24 protein-coding genes and 1 pseudogene are annotated in these 23473 nt (G+C 62.4%); 14 read left to right on the top strand and 11 right to left on the bottom strand.

The window, feature by feature from the left end:
• Positions 1-7 precede the first annotated feature (7 nt).
• From NKH89_RS04630 to NKH89_RS04605, 6 genes are all read left to right on the top strand, one after another.
• On the top strand, positions 8-991 hold the full coding sequence (locus NKH89_RS04630) for a substrate-binding domain-containing protein (protein ID WP_023717009.1): 984 nt from the start codon (positions 8-10) through the stop codon (positions 989-991).
• A gap of 94 nt (positions 992-1085) precedes the next feature.
• Entirely contained in the window at positions 1086-2606 is a 1521-nt protein-coding gene (locus NKH89_RS04625; RefSeq protein WP_352483848.1) for a sugar ABC transporter ATP-binding protein, read from the top strand.
• A complete protein-coding gene (locus NKH89_RS04620; protein WP_023717011.1) occupies positions 2603-3604 on the top strand; it encodes an ABC transporter permease in 1002 nt (333 codons plus the stop codon). Before NKH89_RS04625 ends, NKH89_RS04620 begins: the two co-directional genes overlap by 4 nt.
• Before the next feature lie 2 nt (positions 3605-3606).
• The gene (locus NKH89_RS04615) at positions 3607-4407 is read left to right on the top strand and encodes a FadR/GntR family transcriptional regulator (protein WP_245278497.1); all 801 of its coding nucleotides are present in this window, start codon (positions 3607-3609) and stop codon (positions 4405-4407) included.
• Positions 4408-4412: 5 nt separating this feature from the next.
• Positions 4413-5288 carry an aldose 1-epimerase gene (locus tag NKH89_RS04610; protein WP_023717013.1) on the top strand — a complete coding sequence of 292 codons (876 nt, stop codon included), beginning with the start codon at positions 4413-4415 and terminating at the stop codon, positions 5286-5288.
• A gap of 214 nt (positions 5289-5502) precedes the next feature.
• Complete coding sequence (locus NKH89_RS04605) at positions 5503-5967, top strand: cupin domain-containing protein (protein ID WP_352908449.1); 465 nt, start codon at positions 5503-5505, stop codon at positions 5965-5967.
• A 68-nt stretch (positions 5968-6035) separates the two neighbouring features.
• Here NKH89_RS04605 and NKH89_RS04600 read toward each other — a convergent pair whose 3' ends face one another.
• From NKH89_RS04600 to NKH89_RS04575, 6 genes are all read right to left on the bottom strand, one after another.
• Positions 6036-6539: a sarcosine oxidase subunit gamma family protein gene (locus NKH89_RS04600; protein ID WP_352908448.1), complete on the bottom strand. Its 504-nt coding sequence runs from the start codon at positions 6537-6539 to the stop codon at positions 6036-6038.
• Complete coding sequence (locus NKH89_RS04595; RefSeq protein WP_352639181.1) at positions 6532-9486, bottom strand: sarcosine oxidase subunit alpha family protein; 2955 nt, start codon at positions 9484-9486, stop codon at positions 6532-6534. Before NKH89_RS04595 ends, NKH89_RS04600 begins: the two co-directional genes overlap by 8 nt.
• A complete protein-coding gene (locus tag NKH89_RS04590) occupies positions 9483-9764 on the bottom strand; it encodes a sarcosine oxidase subunit delta (RefSeq protein ID WP_352639182.1) in 282 nt (93 codons plus the stop codon). Before NKH89_RS04590 ends, NKH89_RS04595 begins: the two co-directional genes overlap by 4 nt.
• 13 nt (positions 9765-9777) lie before the next feature.
• Positions 9778-11034 (bottom strand): sarcosine oxidase subunit beta family protein, encoded by a 1257-nt coding sequence (locus NKH89_RS04585; RefSeq protein ID WP_352639183.1) that lies wholly within the window; start codon positions 11032-11034, stop codon positions 9778-9780.
• Positions 11035-11044: 10 nt separating this feature from the next.
• A complete protein-coding gene (locus NKH89_RS04580) occupies positions 11045-12193 on the bottom strand; it encodes a M24 family metallopeptidase (RefSeq protein ID WP_352846160.1) in 1149 nt (382 codons plus the stop codon).
• Between the two features lie 74 nt (positions 12194-12267).
• The gene (locus NKH89_RS04575) at positions 12268-13458 is read right to left on the bottom strand and encodes a M24 family metallopeptidase (RefSeq protein ID WP_023717020.1); all 1191 of its coding nucleotides are present in this window, start codon (positions 13456-13458) and stop codon (positions 12268-12270) included.
• 239 nt (positions 13459-13697) lie between these two features.
• On the opposite strand from NKH89_RS04575, the gene ehuB reads away from it, so the two are divergent.
• From ehuB to NKH89_RS04550, 5 genes are read left to right on the top strand one after another with little or no spacing between them, the layout of a single operon-like run.
• Positions 13698-14567 carry an ectoine/hydroxyectoine ABC transporter substrate-binding protein EhuB gene (gene ehuB, locus NKH89_RS04570; protein ID WP_352813447.1) on the top strand — a complete coding sequence of 290 codons (870 nt, stop codon included), beginning with the start codon at positions 13698-13700 and terminating at the stop codon, positions 14565-14567.
• Between the two features lie 54 nt (positions 14568-14621).
• Positions 14622-15350: an ectoine/hydroxyectoine ABC transporter permease subunit EhuC gene (ehuC, locus tag NKH89_RS04565; protein ID WP_352788277.1), complete on the top strand. Its 729-nt coding sequence runs from the start codon at positions 14622-14624 to the stop codon at positions 15348-15350.
• On the top strand, positions 15347-16006 hold the full coding sequence (gene ehuD, locus NKH89_RS04560) for an ectoine/hydroxyectoine ABC transporter permease subunit EhuD (RefSeq protein ID WP_352547624.1): 660 nt from the start codon (positions 15347-15349) through the stop codon (positions 16004-16006). Before ehuC ends, ehuD begins: the two co-directional genes overlap by 4 nt.
• On the top strand, positions 16003-16782 hold the full coding sequence (gene ehuA / locus NKH89_RS04555; protein ID WP_023717024.1) for an ectoine/hydroxyectoine ABC transporter ATP-binding protein EhuA: 780 nt from the start codon (positions 16003-16005) through the stop codon (positions 16780-16782). The genes ehuD and ehuA overlap by 4 nt, the downstream gene beginning before the upstream one ends.
• Complete coding sequence (locus NKH89_RS04550) at positions 16779-17522, top strand: GntR family transcriptional regulator (protein ID WP_023717025.1); 744 nt, start codon at positions 16779-16781, stop codon at positions 17520-17522. The genes ehuA and NKH89_RS04550 overlap by 4 nt, the downstream gene beginning before the upstream one ends.
• A gap of 127 nt (positions 17523-17649) precedes the next feature.
• Here the strand turns inward: NKH89_RS04550 and NKH89_RS04545 are convergent.
• A pseudogene (locus tag NKH89_RS04545) lies at positions 17650-18080 on the bottom strand (VOC family protein).
• Between the two features lie 108 nt (positions 18081-18188).
• A complete protein-coding gene (locus NKH89_RS04540; RefSeq protein ID WP_352908447.1) occupies positions 18189-18959 on the bottom strand; it encodes an AraC family transcriptional regulator in 771 nt (256 codons plus the stop codon).
• A gap of 291 nt (positions 18960-19250) precedes the next feature.
• On the opposite strand from NKH89_RS04540, the gene NKH89_RS04535 reads away from it, so the two are divergent.
• Together NKH89_RS04535 and NKH89_RS04530 are read left to right on the top strand one after the other, a co-directional pair.
• Positions 19251-19613, top strand: coding sequence for a VOC family protein (locus NKH89_RS04535; RefSeq protein WP_352908446.1), 363 nt, complete (start codon positions 19251-19253; stop codon positions 19611-19613).
• A gap of 29 nt (positions 19614-19642) precedes the next feature.
• The gene (locus NKH89_RS04530; protein WP_352814192.1) at positions 19643-19975 is read left to right on the top strand and encodes a DoxX family protein; all 333 of its coding nucleotides are present in this window, start codon (positions 19643-19645) and stop codon (positions 19973-19975) included.
• 74 nt (positions 19976-20049) lie between these two features.
• Here NKH89_RS04530 and NKH89_RS04525 read toward each other — a convergent pair whose 3' ends face one another.
• Positions 20050-20292 (bottom strand): DUF1127 domain-containing protein, encoded by a 243-nt coding sequence (locus tag NKH89_RS04525; protein ID WP_352908445.1) that lies wholly within the window; start codon positions 20290-20292, stop codon positions 20050-20052.
• A 148-nt stretch (positions 20293-20440) separates the two neighbouring features.
• On the opposite strand from NKH89_RS04525, the gene NKH89_RS04520 reads away from it, so the two are divergent.
• Positions 20441-21949, top strand: a complete 1509-nt coding sequence (locus tag NKH89_RS04520) for a winged helix-turn-helix domain-containing tetratricopeptide repeat protein (RefSeq protein ID WP_352589257.1) — start codon at positions 20441-20443, stop codon at positions 21947-21949.
• 31 nt (positions 21950-21980) lie between these two features.
• Here the strand turns inward: NKH89_RS04520 and NKH89_RS04515 are convergent, their stop codons facing one another.
• Entirely contained in the window at positions 21981-22373 is a 393-nt protein-coding gene (locus tag NKH89_RS04515; RefSeq protein WP_352908444.1) for a GFA family protein, read from the bottom strand.
• 167 nt (positions 22374-22540) lie between these two features.
• A complete protein-coding gene (locus tag NKH89_RS04510; RefSeq protein WP_352589088.1) occupies positions 22541-23389 on the bottom strand; it encodes a beta-keto acid cleavage family enzyme in 849 nt (282 codons plus the stop codon).
• Positions 23390-23473 lie beyond the last annotated feature (84 nt).

The following is a 23473-nucleotide window of genomic DNA, read 5'->3' as shown; positions in this document are numbered from 1 at the left end:
GATCTTCATGAAAACCACAACAAAGGCTTTGGCGACATTTGCGGTACTGGCTGCCGGACTGATGAGTGGCGCAGCAAGCGCAGACGACATCAAGATCGGCTACATCAACAAGATGGGAGACCATCCATGGTTTGTCGCCGAAGTCGGCGGCGCCAAGAAAGCGGCCGAGGCGGCAGGGGCTGCGTTCGTGTCGCAGGACGTTCAGTTCGACGCCAATTTGACGATCACGACCTTCGATACGATGGTCGGCGATGGCGTAAAAGGCATCGCCATTGTCGTCCCCGACAAGGCGCTGGGACCGGTCATCGCCGAGAAAGCAAAGGCCGCAAAAATTCCCTTGGTGGCGGTCGACGACGACATCTACTACGAGGACGGCACTCAGGTCCCCTATGTCGGCATGAATGCCTACAACATCGGTGCGCGGGTGGGCGAAGAGCTTGCCAAGCTCTACAAGGCCGACGGCTGGGCGGGTAAAGAGGTGCGCATCGCGTCGATCGAGGACCGCAAAGCGGATACCTGCATGCAGCGCAACAAGGGCGCGGAAGAAGCATTCCTGAAGGCGGTGTCCGATTTCAAGCCGGGCAATATCGTTCGCGTCCCCTACGACAATACGATGGTCAACGCCATCGACGTGATGACCACCACATTGACGGCCAATCCCAGCGTCACGAACTGGATATTCTATTCATGCAACGATGATGGCGTGCTGGGTGGTGCGCGAGCCCTGGAAAACGCCGGCTATACCGCAGACCAGGGCATGGGGATCGGCATCGACGGGAGCCGCGCTTGTGACGCTTTCGGATCCGGAAAGCCCTCGGCGTTCCGTGGTACGATGTGGCTCAATTCGGAAAATCATGGCGCGCTGGCGGTGAAGATTCTCTTGGCCTCCATCAAGGACGGAACGAAGCTTCCCGTTCAGTCCTTCACGGACCCGGAATACATCACCGCCGAAAATTTTGCGTCGGACTACAAAGCCAAGCTCTGCCACTGAACCAGATATGCGTCATGCCGCAGGGCGCATGACGCGCTTTGGGCCGGCAGTTCGTCGGCAGGCACACGGGATCGATCCTCGGGAGTGAGCTTTGATGCAATCGGATTTCTTCTCGCTCGACAGGATATCGAAGCGCTTCGGCGTCGTGCAGGCGCTCGACAATGTCTCGATTGCCTTTCGGCCAGGAGAGGTGCTCGCTCTGGTTGGCGAGAATGGCGCCGGCAAATCGACAATGATGCGAATTCTCGAGGGCGTGTTCGCACCGGACACCGGCACCGTGCTGTATGGCTCCACGCCGATCGTTTTCAGCGAACCGCGCGACAGCCACAGAGCCGGAATACGCGTCATCCATCAGGAGCCGGAGATCGTTCCGAACCTGACCGTGGCCGAGAACATTTTCGTCGGCGAACTGCCACGGCTGGCAGGCGTCCTGCTCGACTGGCATAGGCTCGAGGAGCAGACCGACAAGGTGCTTGCGACCTTCGGCATGCAGCAGGATATGCGGGCGCGTCAACTCTGCAGCACGCTCGGCCCGGCACAGCGCCAGATGATCGAAATCATGCGCGCCATACGTGCTGGCGGCCAGCTGATCGCATTCGATGAGCCGACCTCGTCGCTGACCGACGACGAAGCGCGCCGTCTGTTTTCAGTAATTCGGCGGCTGCGCGAAGAGGGCACTTCGATCGTCTACATCTCTCATAGGCTGAACGAGGTCATCGACCTTGCGGATCGCATTGTCGTTTTGCGGGACGGCCGGCTGGTCGACGATTCCCGCGCGGACGGTGCCAGCGAGCAGACCATAGCCAAACTCATGGTCGGCCGTGACATCGCCGATCTGTTTACGCGCGAGACGTGGCAATCGGGGCTACCGTTGCTGGAGGTGGCGGGCTTGACCACCGACCACGTCACCGATGTGAGCCTCAAGGTCCGCCGCGGCGAGGTGCTCGGCATTGCCGGCCTTATGGGTGCGGGTCGATCCGAGCTGGCAAAGGCGATTGTCGGCTATGATCGGCGCCTCGACGGAACCATAACGATGAGCGGCGTGCCCGTTGGCCCCAACAGTCCGCATGCAGCGATCGTGGCAGGCATCGGCTTCGCCCCCGAAGACCGCAAGCACGAGGCCCTGCTGCTGTTCCGAAGCATTCTTGACAACGCCTCGCTTTGCGTGCCCGACAAGACGTCGACCTTCGGCTTCTTCAACCGGCGCAAGGCACTGGAGATCGTCTCACCGCTTGCAGCAAAGATGTCGATCAAGGCGCCCAACCTCGACGAACAGGTTTCGAAATTGTCGGGTGGCAATCAACAGAAGGTCGTTCTCGCGCGCTGGCTTGCCCGGCAGCCGATGCTTCTCATCCTCGACGAGCCGACCCGCGGCATCGACATCGGCGCCAAGGCGGAAATCTATCGCCTGATCGATGAACTCGCCGCAAGCGGTATCGGCATAATCCTGATTTCCTCGGAAATGCCCGAACTGATCGGGCTCGCCGACAGGGTGCTTGTCATGGCTGGAGGCCGGATCACGGCCGAACTTTCCCGCCCAGACATCGATGAGGCCACGATCCTGAAGCACGCCATGCCGCAATCTGTAGCATCGCTCGGAGGACAAATTCAGTGAACAGCCTTGAGCTCAGGACAGCAACAACACAAACCGGCAAAAGACGCCCTTCCTTGCGCATGGCAGAGCGCATCGGCATTCACAACATAAGCCTCCTGGTTGCTCTCGCCATTCTCGTGCTCATTTTCGGCACTCTGAGAGGCGACGTGTTCTTCTCGAGCCGAAACCTGCTGAACATCGGTCTGGGCATTACCATCCTGGGCGTCCTGGCGATGAGCCAGACCGTGGTCATCGTCGCCGGCGGGCTTGATATTGCCGTCGGCGCAATCGTCGGTCTGACCACAGTATCGACGGCAATGGCCATCCAGGCGACCGGATCGCCGGCAGCGGGCATTCTTGCCGGCCTGGTCCTGGGTGGTCTTGCCGGCCTCGTGAACGGCATCATCATCACCTACGGGCGGGTCAACGCTGTCATCGCGACTCTCGGTACGATGGCGATCTTCCGCGGCATCGCGTTCATCATATCCGATGGGCAATCGATCGCGATTTTCAGCGACACTTTCCGCTTCATTGGGATCGGACGAATCCTCGGCCTGCCTCTGCTGATCTGGATTCTTTTGCTGACCGCGATCGTGTTCCATCTCTTCCTTGCCCGCTCGATCGTTGGCCGCAACATCTATGCCCTGGGCGGCAATCCCGTTGTTGCACGCTTCTCCGGCATCAACATCAACCGCTACCGTGTCGGCATCTACATCATGAGTGGAGTGGCGGCCGGATTGGCCGGGATTCTGTTGGCTGCCCGTACCGGCTCGGGGCAGCCCGTATCCGGATCCCAAGGCCTGGAACTCGAGGCCATCACAGCGGCCGTTCTGGGTGGCTGCGCCTTGCAGGGCGGTAAGGGCACGATCGTCGGCGCACTACTGGGCGTCGCCATCATTGGTGTCCTCAACAACGGAATGATACTGACGTCCGTGCCAACCTTCTATCAGTTGCTTGCCAAGGGCTCGCTGCTGATACTTGCTGTGGTAATTGCCGAGTACCACTTGAACAGGACATGACGATGGACACGGCGATCGCTTCGACTGGCCAAGGCAAGCAGGACATTCCTGCCGCAGATGGCGCCACGTCATCGCTCAAGGATCGCATCGCACGCGATCTCGGACAGCGAATCCTCGCCGGCTCCTACGCGCAGCACTCCGTCTTGCCGACGGAAGCTGAACTTTGCGTTATCTACGGGGCGAGCCGCACGGCGCTTCGCGATGCTCTTCTGACGCTTTCGGCGAAAGGATTGATCGAGGCACGCAAGCGGGCCGGGACGCGTGTGCGCGTGTCGAGCGAATGGAACAGGCTGGATGCACAGGTTCTGGAATGGATGCGCGATATCGAGCCCGATCTCGATTTCGTCCGCGGATTGATCGAGGCGCGGCTGATCATTGAACCCGCGGCCGCCCACCTTGCGGCCAAGATGGCGACGTCAGGCGATCTCGCAGTCATCGAAGCCGCCTATGAGGCCATGCGCATTGCTCCGCAGGACGACCTTGCTGCGTGTCTCGATGCCGACGTCAGGTTTCATACCGCCATCCTTCGTGCCAGCCGCAACCCGGTGTTCGCCAATCTCGGCAATATGCTTGCTGCCGCCCTCAGCTTCTCCTTCCGATTGACCACATCGGCCACCGCTAATTACCAGCAGACGCTGAGCGCGCATGGCGACGTGCTGGAGGCAATCCGGATGCGCAGGGCCGACGACGCTCACGATCAGATGAAGGCGCTCATCGGGATCGCGTCGAACGACCTCCTTGCAGTGGCTCGCAAAGGCCGCCATCCACAGCCGATCGCCGCTGCCAAGGCCGATACCGTCTGAAACTGATGGTCCGAACGATCAAAATCGGAAGCGGAGACCTGTCCGCTGAAATCGTCCCGTCGCTTGGGGCAGGTCTTGCGAGACTGGACCATGGGCGCGTGCCGATCTTCAGGCCTTGGCCAAACGGCGGGAGCAGCAACCCATTCGACCTTGCCTGCAACCTGCTTTTGCCGTGGTCGAATCGCATCTCGGGCGGCGGATTCACATTCGACTCCAAATTCCACGAACTGCCTGCCAATGTTGCAGGCGAGCCATTTCCCGTTCACGGCAATGGATTTTCGAGCGAGTGGGACGTCGACAGCGTAGCGCAAGATAACGCAAAGCTATCCCTTATCAGCAAAGGACCCGGCCCATACCGATATCGCGCCGATGTGAGCTACGCGCTAGCCAGACAAGGGCTCGAGCTGAAGCTTCGCATCGTCAATCGGGCCTCGGTCAGGCTGCCGTTCGGGCTTGGTATCCATCCATGGTTCCCGAGAACGGCACGGACCGCGCTTCATGCGCCGGCCTCGCAGGTTTGTCTCGAACTGCCCAGCCATCTCCCCGAACGGTTTGTGGATGTCAAAACCCGTCCCGATTGGGATTTCGGCGCCCCGGCCGTATTGCCGAGCGGATGGATAAACAATCTGTTTGCCGGCTGGGACGGCGTCGCTACCATATCGTGGCCGGAGCACAGTTGCAGCCTGCGGATTGAAGCTTCGTCGCCCTTGAACTTCTACCTGGTCTATTCGCCATCGGACGAGAGCGACTTCTTCTGTTTTGAACCGGTCAGTCATGCGGTCGATGCTCACAATCGTGGTTCGATCGACAAATGGAATGGACTGTCGGTGCTTGGCCCTGGCGAGAGTCTGGCAGCCCGTTGCAGCTTCGCCGTCAATTAGACGGACCTCTGCGGCGCCCTCGAGTTGGCGTATGTCGGTGTCGGCCAGCATGTCCGGTTAGCCGGCTTTTCGTCCAAAGTGAGCTTGGGAAGAGGGAACTCCGGCGACCGGGAACCCGTGAGCCCGTTCGACGTTTGCCGGATGTCGCTGCGCAGTTTGTCTGCTTGACGGCACGGTACGGGCCTACTCCGAATGTACCTGGCAGATTGGATCAATGACAGATGTTGACCCAAAGGAATTCGTGCTCGCAGGCATCGTCACGAAGCGACTGGTCTCCGGCGAACAGACGGGAGGCTTGTTGAGTCTCTTCGAAAACCGAAGCGACGGGCAGACGAAAACACCAATCCATGTTCACGCGAATGACGACGAGACAGTCTACGTCATCGAAGGGCAGCTGACTGCAATTGTGGCCGGCGAGGTCCGAACGCTCTCGCCCGGTGAGAGCATGTTTTTGAAGCGCGGCATCCCGCACCAGCTCATGAATCCCGGCAACCAGCCCGTTCGCTACATCCTGATAGACACGCCAAGTGTGTTCGAGCAGTTCCTCGCCGAAGGTGGCCATGAACTCGGCAAGGGAGAGGTGGTCGGGCCGCCGACGCCTGCCGATATCGAGCGGCTCAAAGCAGCCGCGCCGAAATTTGGGATTACGCTTCTGCAAGACTGGCCAGCAAGAGAGTAAACGGGGTTTCGTGATAGCGGCTTGGATCGGCCGCTAAAGCCGATCCTTGCCCGAGAAACCACCATTGGCTAGCCATCCGCAATCCAATCCGAGAGGCTGCGGGCAAAACTTCGCGGCACGATGAGTTCGCACGCGGCCTCGCCGGTGCGGAGGAAGAGCACGGAGACATGATGGAAGGATGTCTGCACGGCGCGGCGCGGAGCGGCGGCCGGCGCGTGCCAGTCGACGGGAATGCAGCCGGACAGAAGCCTTGCGATGTCAGGGCCGGCCATTTTCAAACGAACACGACCTTCGCCGAGGGGAACAGAACAGCCGAGATCGGGGTCGACGGAAAGTGCGGGCGCTTGCGTGCCTTCGTCGAGAACCAGCCAGAGGCGGCGAGGTGCAATGCGGATGATTAGAAGCCCCTTGTGGCGAACCGTCTCTCCGACCGAAGCGGGAAGTTTCGTGCCGAGCGACGCCGAGACGCTCTTTTCGAATTGTCTCAGTGTCCCGTCCCAGCCCTCGATCTGGATAAGCGGACAATCGGCCACGGATAGGCTGAAATCCCGAGAAGAGGTCAAGCTAGCCATGCAGCCGTTCTCCCTGTGGATCGAGGAATACTGGCGAGACAATGCGGGCGCGAACTGTTTCGGCCTTCATCGGATAGACCGCCACGACCTCGCTTCCTTCTGCCGCGACATCGCCGGCAAGCAGGGCCAGCCCGACATAATGGCCGCGCTCGGGGCTGAAAGTGACGGAGGTGATGCGACCGCGCCCATGGCCATAGGGTTTCTCATCCGGCAGGAACAGGATGGCGCCGCCGCGCAGGCGTTTTCCGTCCTCGATGCATTCCAGTCCGACCAGGCGCTGCCGGTTGGGCGCGTGGAGGGCAGGGCGCCGTCGCAGGACGTCGCCGACGAAGCCGCTGCGCTTGCCGGCCATGCGGCCGAGGCCGAGATCGTCGAGCGTCGTGCGTCCATCGATTTCAGGTCCGGCGACATGGCTCTTTTCGACGCGCAGCGCACCTAGCGCCTCGACGCCGTAAGGCTTCAGGTCGAATGGTCTGCCGGCTTCGAGCAGACGGCTCCAGAGCTGTTCACCGGCAGTGGCGCCGGTATAGACTTCGTAAGCGCGCTCGCCGGAATAACTGAGACGTAGGATGCGGAGCGCACGGCCCCCCCATTCGCTTTCGAGTAGTCCCCTATGCGAAAGCGCCGCGTCGGAAACGTCGAGAGCGGGAAACGCTGCATTCAGGATCGCGCGGCTGTTAGGCCCGGCAACCGACATCGCCGCCCATTCGTCGCTGACCGAAGTGACGGCCACGCGCAAATCCGGCCAGGCCGTGTCGAGCAGGAATTCGAGACGCGACAGCACATCGGCGGCCTTGGCGGTCGAAGTGGTCATGAAGAACCGGTTTTCCGCCAGCCGCGTCGTGGTCCCGTCGTCGAAGACGATGCCGTCGTCGCGCAGCATGACGCCGTAGCGGGCGCGGCCGACCGCCAGCTTGGCAAAGCCGTTGGCGTAGACGCGGTCGAGGAAGATTGCCGCATCCGGGCCCTGGACGTCGATCTTGCCGAGCGTGGAGATGTCCATCAGCCCCGCGGCCTGACGTACATTCCGCATTTCGGCGACATAGGCTTCATTCACGTCATGTCCGGACTGCCGGTAGAAATAGGGCCGCATCCAGAGCCCGACCTCGAGCATCTCGGCGCCGTTGGCCATGTGCCAGTCGTGCATTGGCGTGCGGCGGATCGGCTTGAAATGATGGCCGATGGCGCGCCCGGCAAGCGCCCCGATGGCAACCGGCGTATAGGGCGGGCGGAAGGTCGTGACGCCGGTCTCGGGAATCGTTGCGTTGCGCAGCGCCGCCATCGCGGCAAGCGCCGGAAAATTGCTGGTCTTGCCTTGATCGGTACCCATGCCGAGCGTGGTGTAGCGCTTCAGATGCTCGACCGATTCATAGCCCTCGCGATGGGCGAGTTCGATATCCCTCGTCGTCACATCCATCTGAAAATCGACGAAGGCTTTTCCATGTCCGACGGAAGGCGCTTCGCGAAGTAGCGTCGTGGCGGTGTCGCCGAGATCGAGTTTGGCCGGAGCGGGAACCGGCGCCGACTTGCCGCCGGAGGCTGCCGCGTCGCTACCGGCGCGATGACCGTCCTCGATGGCATCGGCAGTTGCATAGGCCCCAATCATCGCGCCGGCACCTAGCCGGCCGGCCGGAAACGCGCCCGGCACGAAGCCGCCGATATCGTCGCGATAGACAGGTTTGACACCGAGGTGCGAGGTGAGATGCACGGTTGGCGACCAGCCGCCGGACACGCAGACCAGGTCGCAGGCGGCCGAGGACTGGCCCTCCGGCCCGTTGAGCGTTACGTGCCTGACGGCATGGCCGCCGTGCAGGTCGACGATCCGCGTCCCGGCCCGTATCATTACGCCGAGCCGTGCGGCTTCCGCGGCAAGTGCTGCGGGCGGGACTGCGCGCAGATCCGCAACCGTCACCTCCGCGCCGGCTGCGGCATAGTCGAAGGCGGTGCGCCAGGCACCGTCATTGGTGGTGGCGACAATGATTTTCTTGCCCGGCAGGACAGCGAAACGGTTGAGATAGGTCCGGGCGGCTGAGGCAAGCAGGACGCCGGGCCGGTCATTGTTCGAGAACACCATCGGTCGCTCGATGGCGCCAGTGGCGAAAACGATCGAGCGGGCGCGCAGCATGGTGACCGTTTGCCGCGCCTCGCCGTTCGGCTTCGGACCGGTTGGATCGCGCTGTTCGACCAGCCCGATGACATTGCCGTCATAGCTGCCGAAAGCGGTTGTCCGCTTCATCAGCACGACGGTTTCGAAGCCCTTCAACTCGGCCTCGGCCTGCCTCAACCATGCGGCCGCTGCGCTGTCGGACGGTTCCGCCAGAAGCTGGCCGCCAAGCAGGAAATCCTGCTCGATCAGCGCGACCCGGGCCCCGGCCGCGGCGGCTGCCCGCGCTGCTGACAATCCCGCCGGGCCGCCGCCGACAATTGCGACATCGGCGAAAGCATGACGAACCTCGTAGCGGTCGGGATCCGGGCCGGTGCCGGCTCTGCCCAGACCGGCCGCCTTGCGGATAAAGTGCTCGTAGAACATCCAGGCGCGGCGCGTCGGGCCCATGAAGGTCTTGTAGTAGAAGCCGGCGGACAGAAACGGCGCCAACAGCCCGTTGACGCTTTGTACGTCGAAGGCCAGCGATGGCCAGCGATTCTGGCTTTCCACGTCCATGCTGTTGGCGAGTTCCAGTGTCGTCGCCGGCAGGTTCGGCTCGCGCCTGCCTGCGATCCCGAGCGTAACCAGCGCATTCGGTTCCTCCGGCCCGGCGGAAAAGATGCCGCGCGGGCGATGATATTTGAAGCTGCGCCCGACGAGAGTGACGCCGTTGGCGAGCAGCGCGGAGGCAAGGGTGTCGCCGCGGTATCCAATCAGCTTGCGGCCGTCGAAGGTGAAATCGAGCGGCACCTCGCGACTGATACGGCCACCCACCGGCAGGCGTTTGCGGTTCGAACTCATGCCGGTGATTTCCTGAGAGTTGATTTCCTGGCGAAGTCGACTGATGCGACGGCATGGTTGCGGGTGTCGCGTTCGACCACCAGCCATTGCCGGCAACCGGTCACGTGCTGCCAGTATTCACGGTGCGGGCCGGCCGGGTTTGTCCTGATATAGACGTAACGGTACCAGGCCTCCGGATCGCGATCGTCATGGGCCGGACGCGTGACCGAGGCATCGCCGCCGTAGCGGAACTCGTCATGGTCGCGCGGGCCGCAGCAGGGGCATTCGATGCGCAGCATTTTGTTCCGCCTCCTATTGCAGCCAAGCGGAAGGGCCGACGCCGGCCTCATCGAGCGTGTGGCCGGTGCGGAAACGATCGAGCCCGTAGGCCGCGATCAAGGGATGCGGCTTGCCGGTGGCGATCGTGTGGGCGAAGCACCAGCCGGAAGCTGGCGTTGCCTTGAAGCCGCCATAGCACCAGCCGCCGTTGAGATAGAGGCCGTCGATCGGCGTCGGGCAGATGATCGGGCTGGCATCGGGGGTCATGTCCATGACGCCGCCCCAGTGGCGCAGCAGGCGGACGCGCGAAATACACGGCATCAATGCAATCGCCGCCTCCGCCACCTCGCGCACGACGCCGAGATTGCCGCGCTGGGCGTAGGAATTGTAGCCGTCGAGATTGCCGCCGAAGACCAACCCGCCCTTGTCGGACTGGCTGACATAGAAGTGGTCGGCGCCATAGGCGACGACGTGATCTACCAGCGGCTTCAGCGGTTCGGTGACAAAGGCTTGCAGGACGTGGCTTTCGATCGGCAGTTCAAGGCCGGCCTTGGCACCGAGCACGGATGTATGCCCGGCAACAGCGAGGCCGACCTTGCCGGCGCCGATCCGGCCTTTCGTCGTTTCGACGCCGACGATACTGTCGCCGTCGCGGAGGAAGCCTGTCACCTCGCAGTTCTGGATGATGTCGACGCCATGGCTATCGGCGGCGCGCGCATAGCCCCAGGCGACGGCGTCGTGGCGTGCCGTGCCCGCCCGGCCCTGGAAGATGGCGCCATGGATCGGGAAGCGGGCAGTGTCGGCAAAATCGAGATAGGGCACCAGCCGGCGCACCTCTTCGCGGTCGAGGATATCGGCATCGATGCCGTTCAGCCGCATGACGTTGGCGCGGTGGCTGAAACCGTCGAGCTGATCGGCCGAATGCGCTGTGACGAGCTGGCCGCGCTGGGAGAACATGACGTTGAAATTCAGCACCCGCGACATGGTCTCCCAGAGCTTCATCGAGAATTCGTAGAACTGGGTGTTGCCGTCGAGCAGGTAGTTGGAGCGGATGACGGTGGTGTTGCGGCCGACATTGCCGCCGCCGACATAGCCCTTTTCGAGCACCGCGACGTTGCGGATACCGTGGTTATCGGCAAGGTAGAAGGCGGTGGCGAGGCCGTGTCCACCGCCGCCGATGACGATCACGTCATAGGACGGTTTTGGCTCCGCCGCCCGCCAGGCGCGCTGCCAATTCTTCTGGCCAGACAGCGCGTTGCGGAAAATCGAGAGTGCCGAGTAGCGCGCCATACGTGCGGGCCTATCGAACGATCGGGCCGGCCGGCGTGCGGGTGAGCACTTCAGCACCCGCGTCGGTCAAAAGCACCGTGTTGGAGACGAAGTCATCGCCGCGACCGGTTCCCATCAGCCACGACAGGATGTGGAAGCTCATCCCGGTCTCGATCTCAAGGTCGGAATCGTGCCTCAAGCCGGTCACCGAATTGCCGCCGGTCCATGATGGCGGCTGGCCAGCGCCAACCAGGTAACCGCAGTGATGGCGGCGATAGTGGGAAAGACCGGCCTCGTCGGCTACGGCCTGCCAGGCGGCGTAGACATCGCGCGCCTTGGCGCCCGGCCGCAGCGCCTCGACGACAGCGTTGAACGCCTTGGCGGTCACCGCCGCCATTGTGGCGTCTTCGTCGCTGATGTGGCCGATGCGAACGAGCCGGCCGAGCGGCGCGTGGTAGCGTGAGATGCAGCCGGACAGTTCGACGAAGACCGGCTCGCCCTTGCGGTAGATACCGTCGCCCCAGGTCGTGTGCTCTTCACCGAGGCGCGCGGCCGGGCGGATGAACGGTCCGAAGCCCGGCGCATGACCGCCGGCGCGGATCATTGCCGCAACACATTGGGCGGCGACCTCCTGTTCGGAAGCGCCATCCGAGATCGCGGCGATCGCGGCACCGGCGGCGGCGTCCGTCACCTTTGCGGCGCGCCGCATCAGCACCTGTTCCTCGGCGCTCTTCACCCGCCGCATCTTGTCGATCAGACCGGAGACGTCGCTCCACTTGGCATCCGCTTGCATCTGGAGTGCTACGGCAAGTCCATGGCTAAGGCCGGCCGTCCAGTATTCGAGGCCGATCCGGTTGCTGGACAGGCCGAGCTCCGCAAGTACCCGCGCCGCAAGGTCGGCCGCGGTTTCGCTGTCGGAGTGGCCACGGAATTCCGCTGCCTTCACCTGCTTCTCGATCGTTACCTTTTCCATCGAGCGGGTGACCAGGACAGGTTTTCCCTGGAGCGGGACGATCAGCAGGTGAGGGGCAAAATACCCCCAGTGATCGAGCCCGATGAGATAGAAGACGTTCTCCGGCGAGGCGAAGACCGCCGCGTCGAGCTCACGCTCGGCCAGTGTAGTACGGACCTTGGCCAGGCGGCCGGCGATTTCGGCTTCGGAAAAGGGATTACGGTCCATCGGGCGTCCTCGTGCTTGTTGCCGGCTTGGTGGCAGGCATGGTCTTTTCGGCAGCCGGCTTCCCGGCCGCCATGTCAATCGATAACGATGAGTTCGCGCGCCACATCGCAGAGGCGTTCGCCGCCGCGTTCCGTGACGACGAACGATTCCGAGATGGCGATGCCGAAATCGTCGAGCCAAACGCCGGCCATGAAATGGAAGCACATCCCAGGCTGCATCTCGGTGGTGTCGCCGGGACGAAGGCTTGCGGTGCGTTCACCCCAATCGGGCGGGTATGCGAGCCCGACCGGATAGCCGACGCGGCTTTCCTTCTTCAGTCCGTTCCTCCGCAGGACTGCCTGCCAGACGGCTTCCACCTCTTCGGCGGTGTTGCCGGGGCGCGCCTTCTCGAGGCCAGCGTCGACGCCCTCGACGATCGCCTTGGCCATGTCGAGGATGGCTTGCCGCGGCTTGCCGAAATGTACCGTCCGGGTCAGGGCTGCATGATAGCGGCGGCGCACGCCGGCGATCTCCAGAATGGCGAGGCCGCTGTCCGGCAGCGGCGCGTCGGACCACGTCAGATGCGGCGTGCTGGTGCCTTCGCCAACGGGCATCAGCGGACAGATCGCGGCATAGTCGCCGCCCGCTCCGGGCACGCCCATGATCTGTGCGTGATAGATTTCCGCAATGACATGGTTCTGAGGCACACCGGGTCGCATTTTCTCGATGGCGCGGTTCATTGCATGCGTGCAGATCGCACCCGCCTCGCGGATCAGCACCAGCTCGGCTTCGGATTTCACCAGCCGCGCCCAATTGACGAGATCGTGGTTGTTGGCGAAGTGCGCGTCGGGCAGCCCCTCGACAAGGTGGGCGTGGCAGCGCGCAGTGTAATAATGCGCGTCCATCTCGACGCCGATGCGGGCCTTTCCCCAGCCGCGCGACCGGATCAGTTGCGCGAGTTCGTCATAAGGGTGTTCGACCGGCTGCTGCACCAGCCGTTCCGAGAACGGCACGATGTTTGTCTCGGGCAGGCCGGTGGTTAGGCGTGCGCTCTTGGCATCCTGCGCCCTGCCGAACCAGATCGGCCGGTCCTCCTCCAGATGGACGAGCACGCACTGCGGAACGTAGAACGACCATCCGTCATAGCCGGTCAGCCAGCACATGTTGGCTGGATCCTGACAGACGACGAGATCGAAGCCGGCTTTTTGCATGCGTGTCTTCACGCCGGCCAGGCGCTGCCCATACTCCGCTTGCGTGAATGTCCCGAACTCGTTCGCGGTCGCCACCGAAGTCCTGCCTTCTGGGTACGCTGTTGCCCTCTTGTAAATGGGCAAACCAGGCGAAATTGTGCACAACTCGACGTCAAGTTTGTTGGATAACTACGAATTAGCGCCGAATTTACATGGTTTCTATATCTCTGCTTGCGAAATGTCTAGGGCAGTTGTATACGTCTGATCAGCAGGCGTCGACCTCGAAGAAGGCCGCGCCCTGGGAACCATCCACAGTTGTTCAATGGGAGAAAAGCATGCTCAAATCATCGATATCGCGCCGCATGGTCGTGAAAGCGGCTGCCTGCATCGCGCTCGCCGCGACGTCATTGACGTCGCTGTCCGCTCACGCGGAAACCACCCTCGAACGGGCCAAGAAGGACGGCTACATCCGCGTCGGTTTCGCCAACGAGGCGCCGTTCGGTTACGCCACGCCAGACGGCAAGCTGACCGGCGAAGCGCCGGAAGTCGCCAAGGCGGTGCTCGCCAAGATGGGCATACCGCAGGTCGACGGTGTTTTGACCGAATTCGGCTCGCTCATTCCGGGTCTCAAGGCCGGCCGCTTCGACATCATCGCCGCCGGCATGTTCATCACTCCGAAGCGCTGCGCTGAGATCAACTACTCCGAGCCGTCCTACGGCATCGGCGAGGCTATGCTGGTGGCAAAAGGCAATCCGAAAGGCATCAAGGATTTTTCCAGCATCAAGGACAATCCGGATCTCAAGCTTGCCGTGATGGCCGGCGCCGTCGAAGGCGGCTTCGCCAAGGAAGCGGGCGTTGCCGGTGGGCAGATCGTCTCCTTGCCCGACCAGTCCAGCCTGGTCGCCGCCGTCCAGTCGGGCCGCGCCGACGCTGCCGCACTGACCGCTCTTTCGATCGCGGACATGGCCAAGAAAGCCGACGGCGTCGAATCGACCAAGCCCTTCGGCGAGGTCGCCGGCAAGTCGGTGAAAGGTCATGGCGGCTTCGGCTTCCGCAAGGAAGACACCGACCTGCAGGAGGCGTTCAACGCCGAGCTGAAGAAGTTCCTCGGTTCGCCGGAGCATATCGCGCTGGTCGAGCCACTCGGCTTCGGCAAGGACTATCTCCCCAACAAGACCACCGCAGAGCTCTGCGTTGGCAAATAGGTTCCCAACTGCTGGCGGCGCGAAAGCGCCGCCCTTTTTCCCCGGGGGAATCGCATGGGTATCCGTACGCTCGTTGCCATGCTGGTCATCGCGCTCGTCGTGATCGGTGCCTTGGCAACACAGGAAAGCTACCGAGTGTTCATGCCGGGGCTGCTGCAAGGCGCGGTCCTGACAGTCGAGATCGCCGTCCTCGGCAGCCTGCTCGCAATTATCATGGGCGTGCTTGCAGCACTTGCAAGGATGTACGGCCCGACGCCGCTCAGATGGCTGGCCACGGTTTACGTCGAGATCTTCCGCGGAACGTCGGCACTGGTGCAATTGTTCTGGCTGTTTTTCGTGCTCCCGCAATTCGGCGTCACGATCAACGCGTTCGTTGTGGCGGTGCTCGCACTCGGCCTGAATGTCGGCGCCTACGGATCGGAGTGCGTGCGCGGCGCGATCCTGTCCGTCGCCCGCGGGCAGTGGGAAGCATGTACGGCATTGAACATGAGCCGCCCACAGATGTTGCGCCGGATCATCCTGCCGCAGGCCTTTGTCGCGATGATCCCGCCCTGGGGCAATCTGTTCATCGAGCTTCTGAAATCGACAGCGCTGGTTTCGCTGATCACGCTTTCGGACCTCGCCTTCAAGGCGCAGCAAATGAACCAGAACACGTTCAAGACCATTCCGATCTTCACCCTCGTCCTTTTGATGTACCTGGCAATGTCGCTGGTTGTGACCATCGGCATGCGGCTTCTCGAAAGGCGGGCGTCGCTCGGACTGGCGCGGGGGAAGGCGGCATGATCTGGGATTGGGGATTTGCCCTGGAAATCCTGCCGGTGCTCGCCCGCGCCGCCATCATTTCCATCGAGGCGACGCTGATCGGTTTTGCGCTTGCGGCCTCGCTCGGCCTGGTGCTGGCGGTCGTCCGCATCGCCGTGCCATGGACCAGCTGGACGATTTCGGTGCTGGTCGAGCTGATCCGCTCGACCCCGCTGCTCATCCAGATATTCTTTCTCTATTTCGTCTTTCCGAAATTCGGTGTCGTGCTCGACGCCTTCACCGCCGGGGTGCTGGCCATCGGTATCCACTACGCCGCCTATTGCTCCGAGGTTTATCGCGCCGGTTTCGACAACATCCATCGCGGCCAGTGGGAAGCCTCGATCGCGCTCAATCTCTCGTCCTGGACGACGTTTCGCGACATCATCATCCCGCAGGCGATCCCGCCGATCGTTCCGGCGCTCGGCAATTATCTGGTGGCCTTGTTCAAGGAGACGCCGTTGCTTTCCGCAATCGCCGTGATGGAACTGATGCAGACTGCCAAGATCATCGGCTCCGAAACGTTCCGCTACACCGAGCCGATCACGCTGGTCGGCCTGTTTTTCCTTGCCATGAGCCTGGTTTCGGCGGCGCTCATCCGCTCCCTCGAAGGGCTGCTCAACCGGAGGACCACGCGATGACGGAACAACCGATGGTCCGCTTCGACAATGTATCGAAACGCTACGGCACGTTAACCGTTCTCGACGGGCTCAATCTCGAAATAGCGCGCGGCGAAAAAGTCTCCGTCATCGGTCCGTCGGGTTCGGGCAAGACGACGGTGTTGCGCATGCTGATGACGCTGGAAACGATCAATGACGGCGTCATCTGGGTCGAAGGCGAGCCGCTGACCCATATGGAGAGGAACGGCAAGCTTGTTCCCGCCGATCTCGCCCATATCCGTAAGATCCGCGCCAAGATCGGCATGGTGTTCCAGTCGTTCAACCTGTTTCCGCATATGACGGCGATGCAGAACTGCATCGAGGCGCCGATAACGGTGCTCGGCATGAAGCGGGCGGACGCCGAGGCAAGAGCGGCGGAGCTGCTGGAGCTGGTCGGTCTGGCCCAGAAGAAGGACCACTATCCGTCACAGCTTTCCGGCGGCCAGCAGCAGCGTGTCGCCATCGCCAGGGCGCTTGCCATGCGGCCCAAGATCATGCTGTTCGACGAGGTGACGTCTGCGCTCGACCCGGAGCTTGTCGGCGAAGTGCTGCAGGTGATAAGGCAGATCGGCCGCGAGCATGATCTAACCATGCTGATGGTCACCCACCAGATGGGCTTCGCCAAGGAGTTTTCCGACCGCGTTTGCTTCTTCTATCAAGGCAAGATCTGCGAGCAGGGGCCGCCAAGCGAACTGTTTGGTGCTCCCAAGAACGAGCGGACACGGCAATTCCTGCACGCTGTCCTGGAGGCTGGGTGACGATCGAGACAAAGGCCAAGCCGCCCACGACGGTGACCGCCGCGCCGCCGCGCCCGCTCTCCGCGCGAGAGCGGTTCGAGCGCATCTACCGGATATTGCGCGACCGCATCTGTCTGCTCGTCTATGCGCCGGGAAGCCGTCTGTCCGAGGAAGAACTTGCCCAGGAATTCGAGATCAGCCGCACGCCGGTCCGGCGTGTCCTGGCGCGCCTTGAATCCGAGGGTCTGGTTCAATCCGTCCACGGCGTCGGCACGATCGTCACCGACGTCGATATCGAGGAATTGCAGCAGGTCTATCATTTGCGCCTGGAGCTGGCGCTCCTCGTCGGCAAGCTTTCACCGATCCCGCGCACGGCGGACGACCTCGACCGGATACGGGCGCTCATCGCGCGCTGCGATGCCGATATACTCAATCCCGACCAGCGCGCTTTCCTGCGCCTCAACATGGACTTTTTTTACGAGCTCACGGCGATGACCGGCAACCAGCCACTGCGCGAGATCAGCGAGCGCCTGTATTTTCAGGTTGCGCGCGTCGTCCTGAAGCTGATGCCGCAATTGGGCCTTGTCGAGGAATTCACCGCGTTCCGCCGCGAAATGGAAGAGGTCCTTGCCGCCGCCGAGATCGGCGACTGGGAGTCCATAGGGCACATAAGGCGGGCGCATATCTCAATGAGCTTCCGCCGCATGATGCGCCATGCAGGCGAGGCGAATCTGGATAAAGCTACACAATCAGCCCCTTAAGACTGGTGGACTGCCGTCGAGCTGGCTTCGTTTGCCAGGGAAAGCATGGCCGCCCGCCCCGATGCCGACAGAATTTGCCAGCACTGGGGATGACTAACGCCGTTCGATACTGCAGGTCCGCGCCGCCCTAAAGAGAATCCTCACTCGGTATGTTGGCGGGGTTCCAGACGACCTCCCACAGGTGTCCGTTCGGGTCGCGGAAGTATCCGGCATACCCGCCAAAGAACGTGTCCCGGGCAGGCCTGATGATCTCGGCTCCGGCACGGGCGGCCTCATCCATCACTTGATCGACTTCCTCGCGGCGCACAACGTGTGGCCGATTGTGAACGAGGTCGAACTGATCGGCGCTTTGGGCAGGCCGGTGTCGTAGGCGAGGTCGTCCTGAGCCCAGATCGCGAGCTTCAACCCGCCGGACAGCGTGAAGAACGCGACGGCGCCATGCTCGAATTCGCGGCCGATGATCCCTTCCGTCGGCAAGCCGAGGCCGTCGCGGTAGAACACGAGGCAACTCTCGAGGTTGGCGACAGCGATCGTCAAAACCGAAATGCGCGGTTTCATGGCAGTCTCCTCTGGTTGTCGGAGACACCAGGATAAAGTCGGGCGACAGTGAAGACTTGAACAAAACGGCCAAAAGCGTGCCGCCAAGTCGAAGAACGCGCCGAGGTTTCACTCGCCGTGCAGCAGGTGATGAATCTGTCGCGGGGTGCTTCCTGTCAGGCGTCGGCTCTCGCGAACAAGATGCGCCTGGTCGGAATAGCCCGCCTCGGCTGCCAGGATGGCCGTAGCGCTGTTCGATTGGTTCGAAAGCCGCAGAAAGCGCTGGTAGCGGAGGATACGTTCAAGCGTCTTGGGGCCATAGCCGAAGCTCTCGTTGAAGCGCCGGCGCAACGTCCTTTCGCTCATTTCGAGGGCGCGCATCAACCAAGGGACGAGAGGCGCGTCGGGTGGCGAACCGCGCTCGATCAAGCGATATGCCGCCTGCATGGGAACGTCTGGGGCGTCGGAGGCCATCTCCTCGGCGACGACCTGTTGGAGCGAGCAGGCCAGATCTTCGAGATTGTCGCTGGCGCGCACGCGGCTGGCGAGGCGCCGGGCTCGCGCTCCCCACAAAACGTCGAGCGACAGCCGCTGACCGACCAGCTCGATTTGCGGCACGCCGAGCCATGCCGCCGCCGTGGCAGGATGGAAGCGCAAGCCGATCACGACCTCGTCCGCCGCTAGAACCTCGGTCTGCGGCTCCTTGTCAGGTCCGGCAATTCGGAAGCTGCCTCCGATCCATTGCAGATCGATCGTTGCGTCGGGCATGACGGCGATTGGCGGTGAGCCCGCCGGGTCCATTCGATGCACCCACACCGAAGCGAAGGTCGCGCGAAGCCGCGCCGACACTGGACGTTGCTGAAATGTACCCGTTGCCTGCGCTGGGACGGGATCGCTCATCTCGCTCCCCTTCGGATTAGCGGCGGTGAACCTACGGCGCAGCGGCTGCGCCCGGCCGTCGCTCGAGACAACAATCTGCACGACCGACAACGTCTGCCAATCGAGAACGGTTGCAAGAATCGGTTGTTTTCTTCCGGCCGGAACGAAGAGGGCAGATGAGGGGTGATGTCACGTGCATCGCCATCGGCGGCGCCGTTTGCGGCTCATACGTCGATGGCCGTTTTGTTCAATCCGGCAAGCGAGATGCGTGCTTATCTTTCGGCGTCGTACATCACACGAGAGGTATGCGTCATGAGCAACAACAACGACCAACGGATCGACTACGTCGAATTCAACGTGAAAGACATTCAGCGGTCACGCGACTTCTACGGAAAGGCATTCGGCTGGACCTTCATCGACTACGGCCCGCAATATTGCGAGTTCAACGACGGGCGCTTGTCAGGTGGCTTCGCCGCTGGCCCAGCGAGATCGGGAGGAGGCCCGCTCGTCATTCTCTATGCCGATGATCTGCCGGCAACGGTCAAGCGTGTCGAGCAAGCGGGAGGCAAGATCGTCAGGCCGATCTATGGCTTCCCCGGCGGCCGGCGCTTCCATTTCGCTGACCCGGATGGTTACGAGCTTGCGGTTTACACCGAAGACGGCAGCAAGGAATGATCGCGGTCCTCCACCACCTCGGACTGGTTTTGCTCGGCGGCGTCTTTATCTGGGCAGGCGCCGAGCATTTCCTCAGATTCCGGGCGATTGCAGCGTCCCTGGCCGAACGGGGCTTTCCTGCTCCCAAGCCTCTTCTCGCGGCCGGATCGGTGCTTGAGATCGGCGGCGGCTTTTGCCTCGCAACGGGCCTTGGTGGACCCTTTCCCGCCGCGGCCTTGGCCGTGTTCACCATTGCGGCGTCTTTCATGGCGCTCAACTTCTGGCGCTACAGCGGCGATGAACGCGAAGTGCTTCGTACCGGCTTCACCATCAATGTTGCCGTCTTGGGCGGGTTGATTGTCGCCGCGACCACTAGCCTGTGATCATCGTTTCGAGGCGGCGGCTTCGTCTTCACCTGCCACTGCTCGTTGGTGATCCGGTGTCTTTGCAACTCGCCTTATCGTTGCCAGAAGGGCAGCTTGGCGATCTCTTCCTCGGCCTGCCTTTTCGTCAGGCCGATATCGTCGATCAGATGGGGATTGGTCTCCGCCAATAGCTTGAGGTCCCAGCGAAAGCGTGTCTGCTCGCGCCAGGTCGCGACAATGCTTTGCAGCGTCGCCAGGCTGTAGTGCCGACGCGACACTTCCGCCAGCCGAGCTGCCTTATGCTGGCCCGAGGCAAAGGTGGGAATATCGTTCATGGCAAACCTCCATATGGTTTGAGGTCCAATACGATTTGGGAGGACCCTCGACCTGAAAGAGGAGGAATTCTGCAGGATACGAACAGCGCCGTAATTAAGCTCTCCCAAATAGTTCTCAAAACTTCCAAACGGGCTATAGATGCGCCGTATGCAGGGATCGCGCTTTGCCTTTGGACCGTTCGCGCTTGATCCGGGCGCGGGAACGCTCCTCCGGAACGGTGTCCCCGTTGCCGTTGGCTACCGCGGGCTAAAGCTGCTTGCGGCGCTCGTCGGACGGTCCGGCGAAATCCTGAGCAAGGCTGAGTTGATGGACGCGGCGTGGCCGGGCACCGCCGTCGAGGAGGGCAACCTTACCGTCCAGATAGCGCTGCTGCGGAAGCTGCTTGGTCCGGCCGCCGACGGCGGTGAATGGATCGTCACGGTTCCGCGCATCGGCTACCGCTTCACGGGCGCCGTCGAACAGCTCGGCGGCGCCAAGCGAAGACCTTTGCCGCTACCCGGCAAACCATCGATAGCCGTTCTGCCTTTCGTTAATGTCAGCAGCGATCCCGAGCAGGAATCCTTCGCCGATGGGCTGACCGAAGACCTGATCACGGATCTGTCGAGGATCTCCGGCCTGTTCGTTATCGCACGCAACTCGGCCTTCGCCTACAAAGGAAAGGCGATGGACGTGCGCGGGATCGCTGGGGAGCTTGGCGTGCGCTACCTGCTGGAGGGAAGCGCAAGACGCGCCGCCGGGCAGGTGCGCATCAATGCACAACTGGTCGACGCGACGAGCGGCGATCATCTATGGGCGGAACGCTTCGATCGCAGCCTGGAAGATATTTTTGCCGTTCAGGACGAGGTCACCGGCAAGATCGTCGAGGCGCTGCTCGGCCGGCTACGCGCACCAGCGCCGCGCAATCGGCCCAAAAATCTCGAGGCCTACGATCTCTGCGTGCGGGCGCGCAAGCTGATGGATGATTCGCCGCAGACGGCGCGGGAAGCGCATCTGATGCTCACCCGCGCGGTTTCGCTCGATCCGGAATACGCCGAGGCCTATCGCTGGCTTGCCATGAACCACTGGATGGGATGGGTGCATTCCGGCGGACCAACCGAAACGTCCCGTAGCGTTGCTTTGGAGCTGGCGCGCAAAGCCGTGGCGATCGATCCCAACGATGCCGGCTGCCGCTGGGTCTTGGCTTACCTGCTTGCCTATGAGCGCAGCTTCGCCGAGGCGGATGCGGAATTCGCCAAGGCCATCGAGCTCGACCCGAACGAGGCCGATGCCTGGGCGGCACTGTCCGACATCGCGATCTTGGCGGGGCAGGTCGAGGAGGGCCTTGAGCACATCCGCAAGGCCTTCCGGCTGAACCCGTTTCCGGCAAGTTGGTATTATCTGACGCTCGGGCAGGCGCAATACGCGGCCCGCGAATACGAGGCTGCTGTCGAGACACTGCGCAGGGACGAGACTTATCGTACAAGCTCACGCCGTTTCCTGGCGGCAAGCCTTGCCCAACTCGGCCGGCTCGACGAGGCGCGTGCAGAGGTCGAACTGTTCCTCGTCGGCAACCCGCATTTCACAACCCGGCACTGGGCGACGACGGAGCCATTCCGCGACGCTGCGACGCTTGAGCATTTCGTTGACGGCTTCCGCAAGGCCGGCCTTCCGGAGTGACGCGCCGGCGCCGTCGCACCGTTCGTGCGACCTATTCCTCAAAGCAACCCGTGGCGTCACGATCGCGCTCGTATCGTCTGGTGAGCGGAAACGGCGGCAACCAGGACTCGCGACGGACGATCCAGCTTTCGTAGGTCGGCATCAGTTGGTCAGGCGCATCCAGGGATCCCAGGTTCACTTCGATTTCGTCGGCGGTGCGTCCGAAAATCGACGAGCCGCAGCGCGGACAGAAAAACCGCCCGGCATAGTCGCGTGTTTCGCCGTCGATCGTCACCGCATCCTCAGGAAATATCGCGGAAGCGTGAAAAAGGGCGCCATGATGCTTGCGGCAGTCGAGACAGTGGCAAAGGCCGACCCGGTATGGGCGCCCCGACGCGACAATTCGGACGTTGCCACACAGGCACCCGCCGGTGAATCGGTCCATGCTGCGTCTCCTCCAAAATCAAGCGGCCGGAATGGTTACAACGACCGGCACTGTTGTTGCAATCGCCGCGCCGTAGGCGGGGACACGTCGTTCTTCCGTGGCGATGACATTGCAGCCGCCTCTCTATGCCTTACGCGAGCTTGCCGCCGAAAATAGGCTTTGGTTTGTCATATGGAACGAAACGGCGCGTTCCATTGAGCCGCCAACTCGGCGGCCGAGGCGATCTTGACGCCGCAGTCGGCGAGTATGCGTGCGACCGTCGCTACGGGTTCGGCGTTGGACGAAGCTATTCTGCCGTCCGGAAGGAAGAGATTGTTTTCGAAGCCGACCCGGATATGGCCGCCAAGCAACGCGGCGGCGATCACGCACGCCGCTTCGTTGCGGCCGAAGGCGCAGACGCTCCAATGGTCGAAGCGCGGCGTGTTCGCCGCGAGGAATGGCAGGAGATCGGCAGGAACGGACGTCTGTCCCGGCGTGTAGCGGCCCAGCACGTAGAGAACCGGTATGCTTGCCCAGGGGATCAGTCCGCGCTGCTGCATGTCCGAAAGCCTGACGGCCTCCTCGGGCGAATAGAGGATGATCTGCGGCGCTACTCCCTCGGTGCGCAGCCAGGCCATGAAGCGCGCGAATGCGAGCTCCGATCCGGCATCAGGAACGATTTCGCGAAGCGCCAGGGAGACAGCTTGCGGCTTCACATCTTGTACGACGGCCATCTGCTGGGCCGGCGAATAGATACTGAGTGCTTCGGAAGTGATCTGAACTACCAAGCGGTCGCCGGCGGCACCGCGGATGGCGGCGATCGCCTGGCGGTAGGCGTCGGCGTCGAGCAGATGATTGCCGCTTCTGTCGCGGACATGGACGTGGATCATAGCCGCACCGGCATCGGCGCATTCCGCGGCCGTCCGCGCAAGTTCGGCTGGTGTCAGCGGAATCGCCGGATGGTCGGCCTTGCTGCGACGTCCCCCGTTCGGCGCGACAGCTATGGCGACGCGATCGAGACCATGGGCCGGCTTCATGGAGACGCTCTGTGAGTGACAAGATTCATATGAATCAATCTTTGACCACACTGAAACAAACGTTGCAATCGCTGGTCTGGCGAG

It is taken from the genome of Mesorhizobium sp. M0923, from assembly GCF_040319365.1.
Taxonomy (GTDB): Bacteria; Pseudomonadota; Alphaproteobacteria; order Rhizobiales; family Rhizobiaceae; genus Mesorhizobium.
This window is presented reverse-complemented; position numbering and strand designations above follow the sequence as displayed.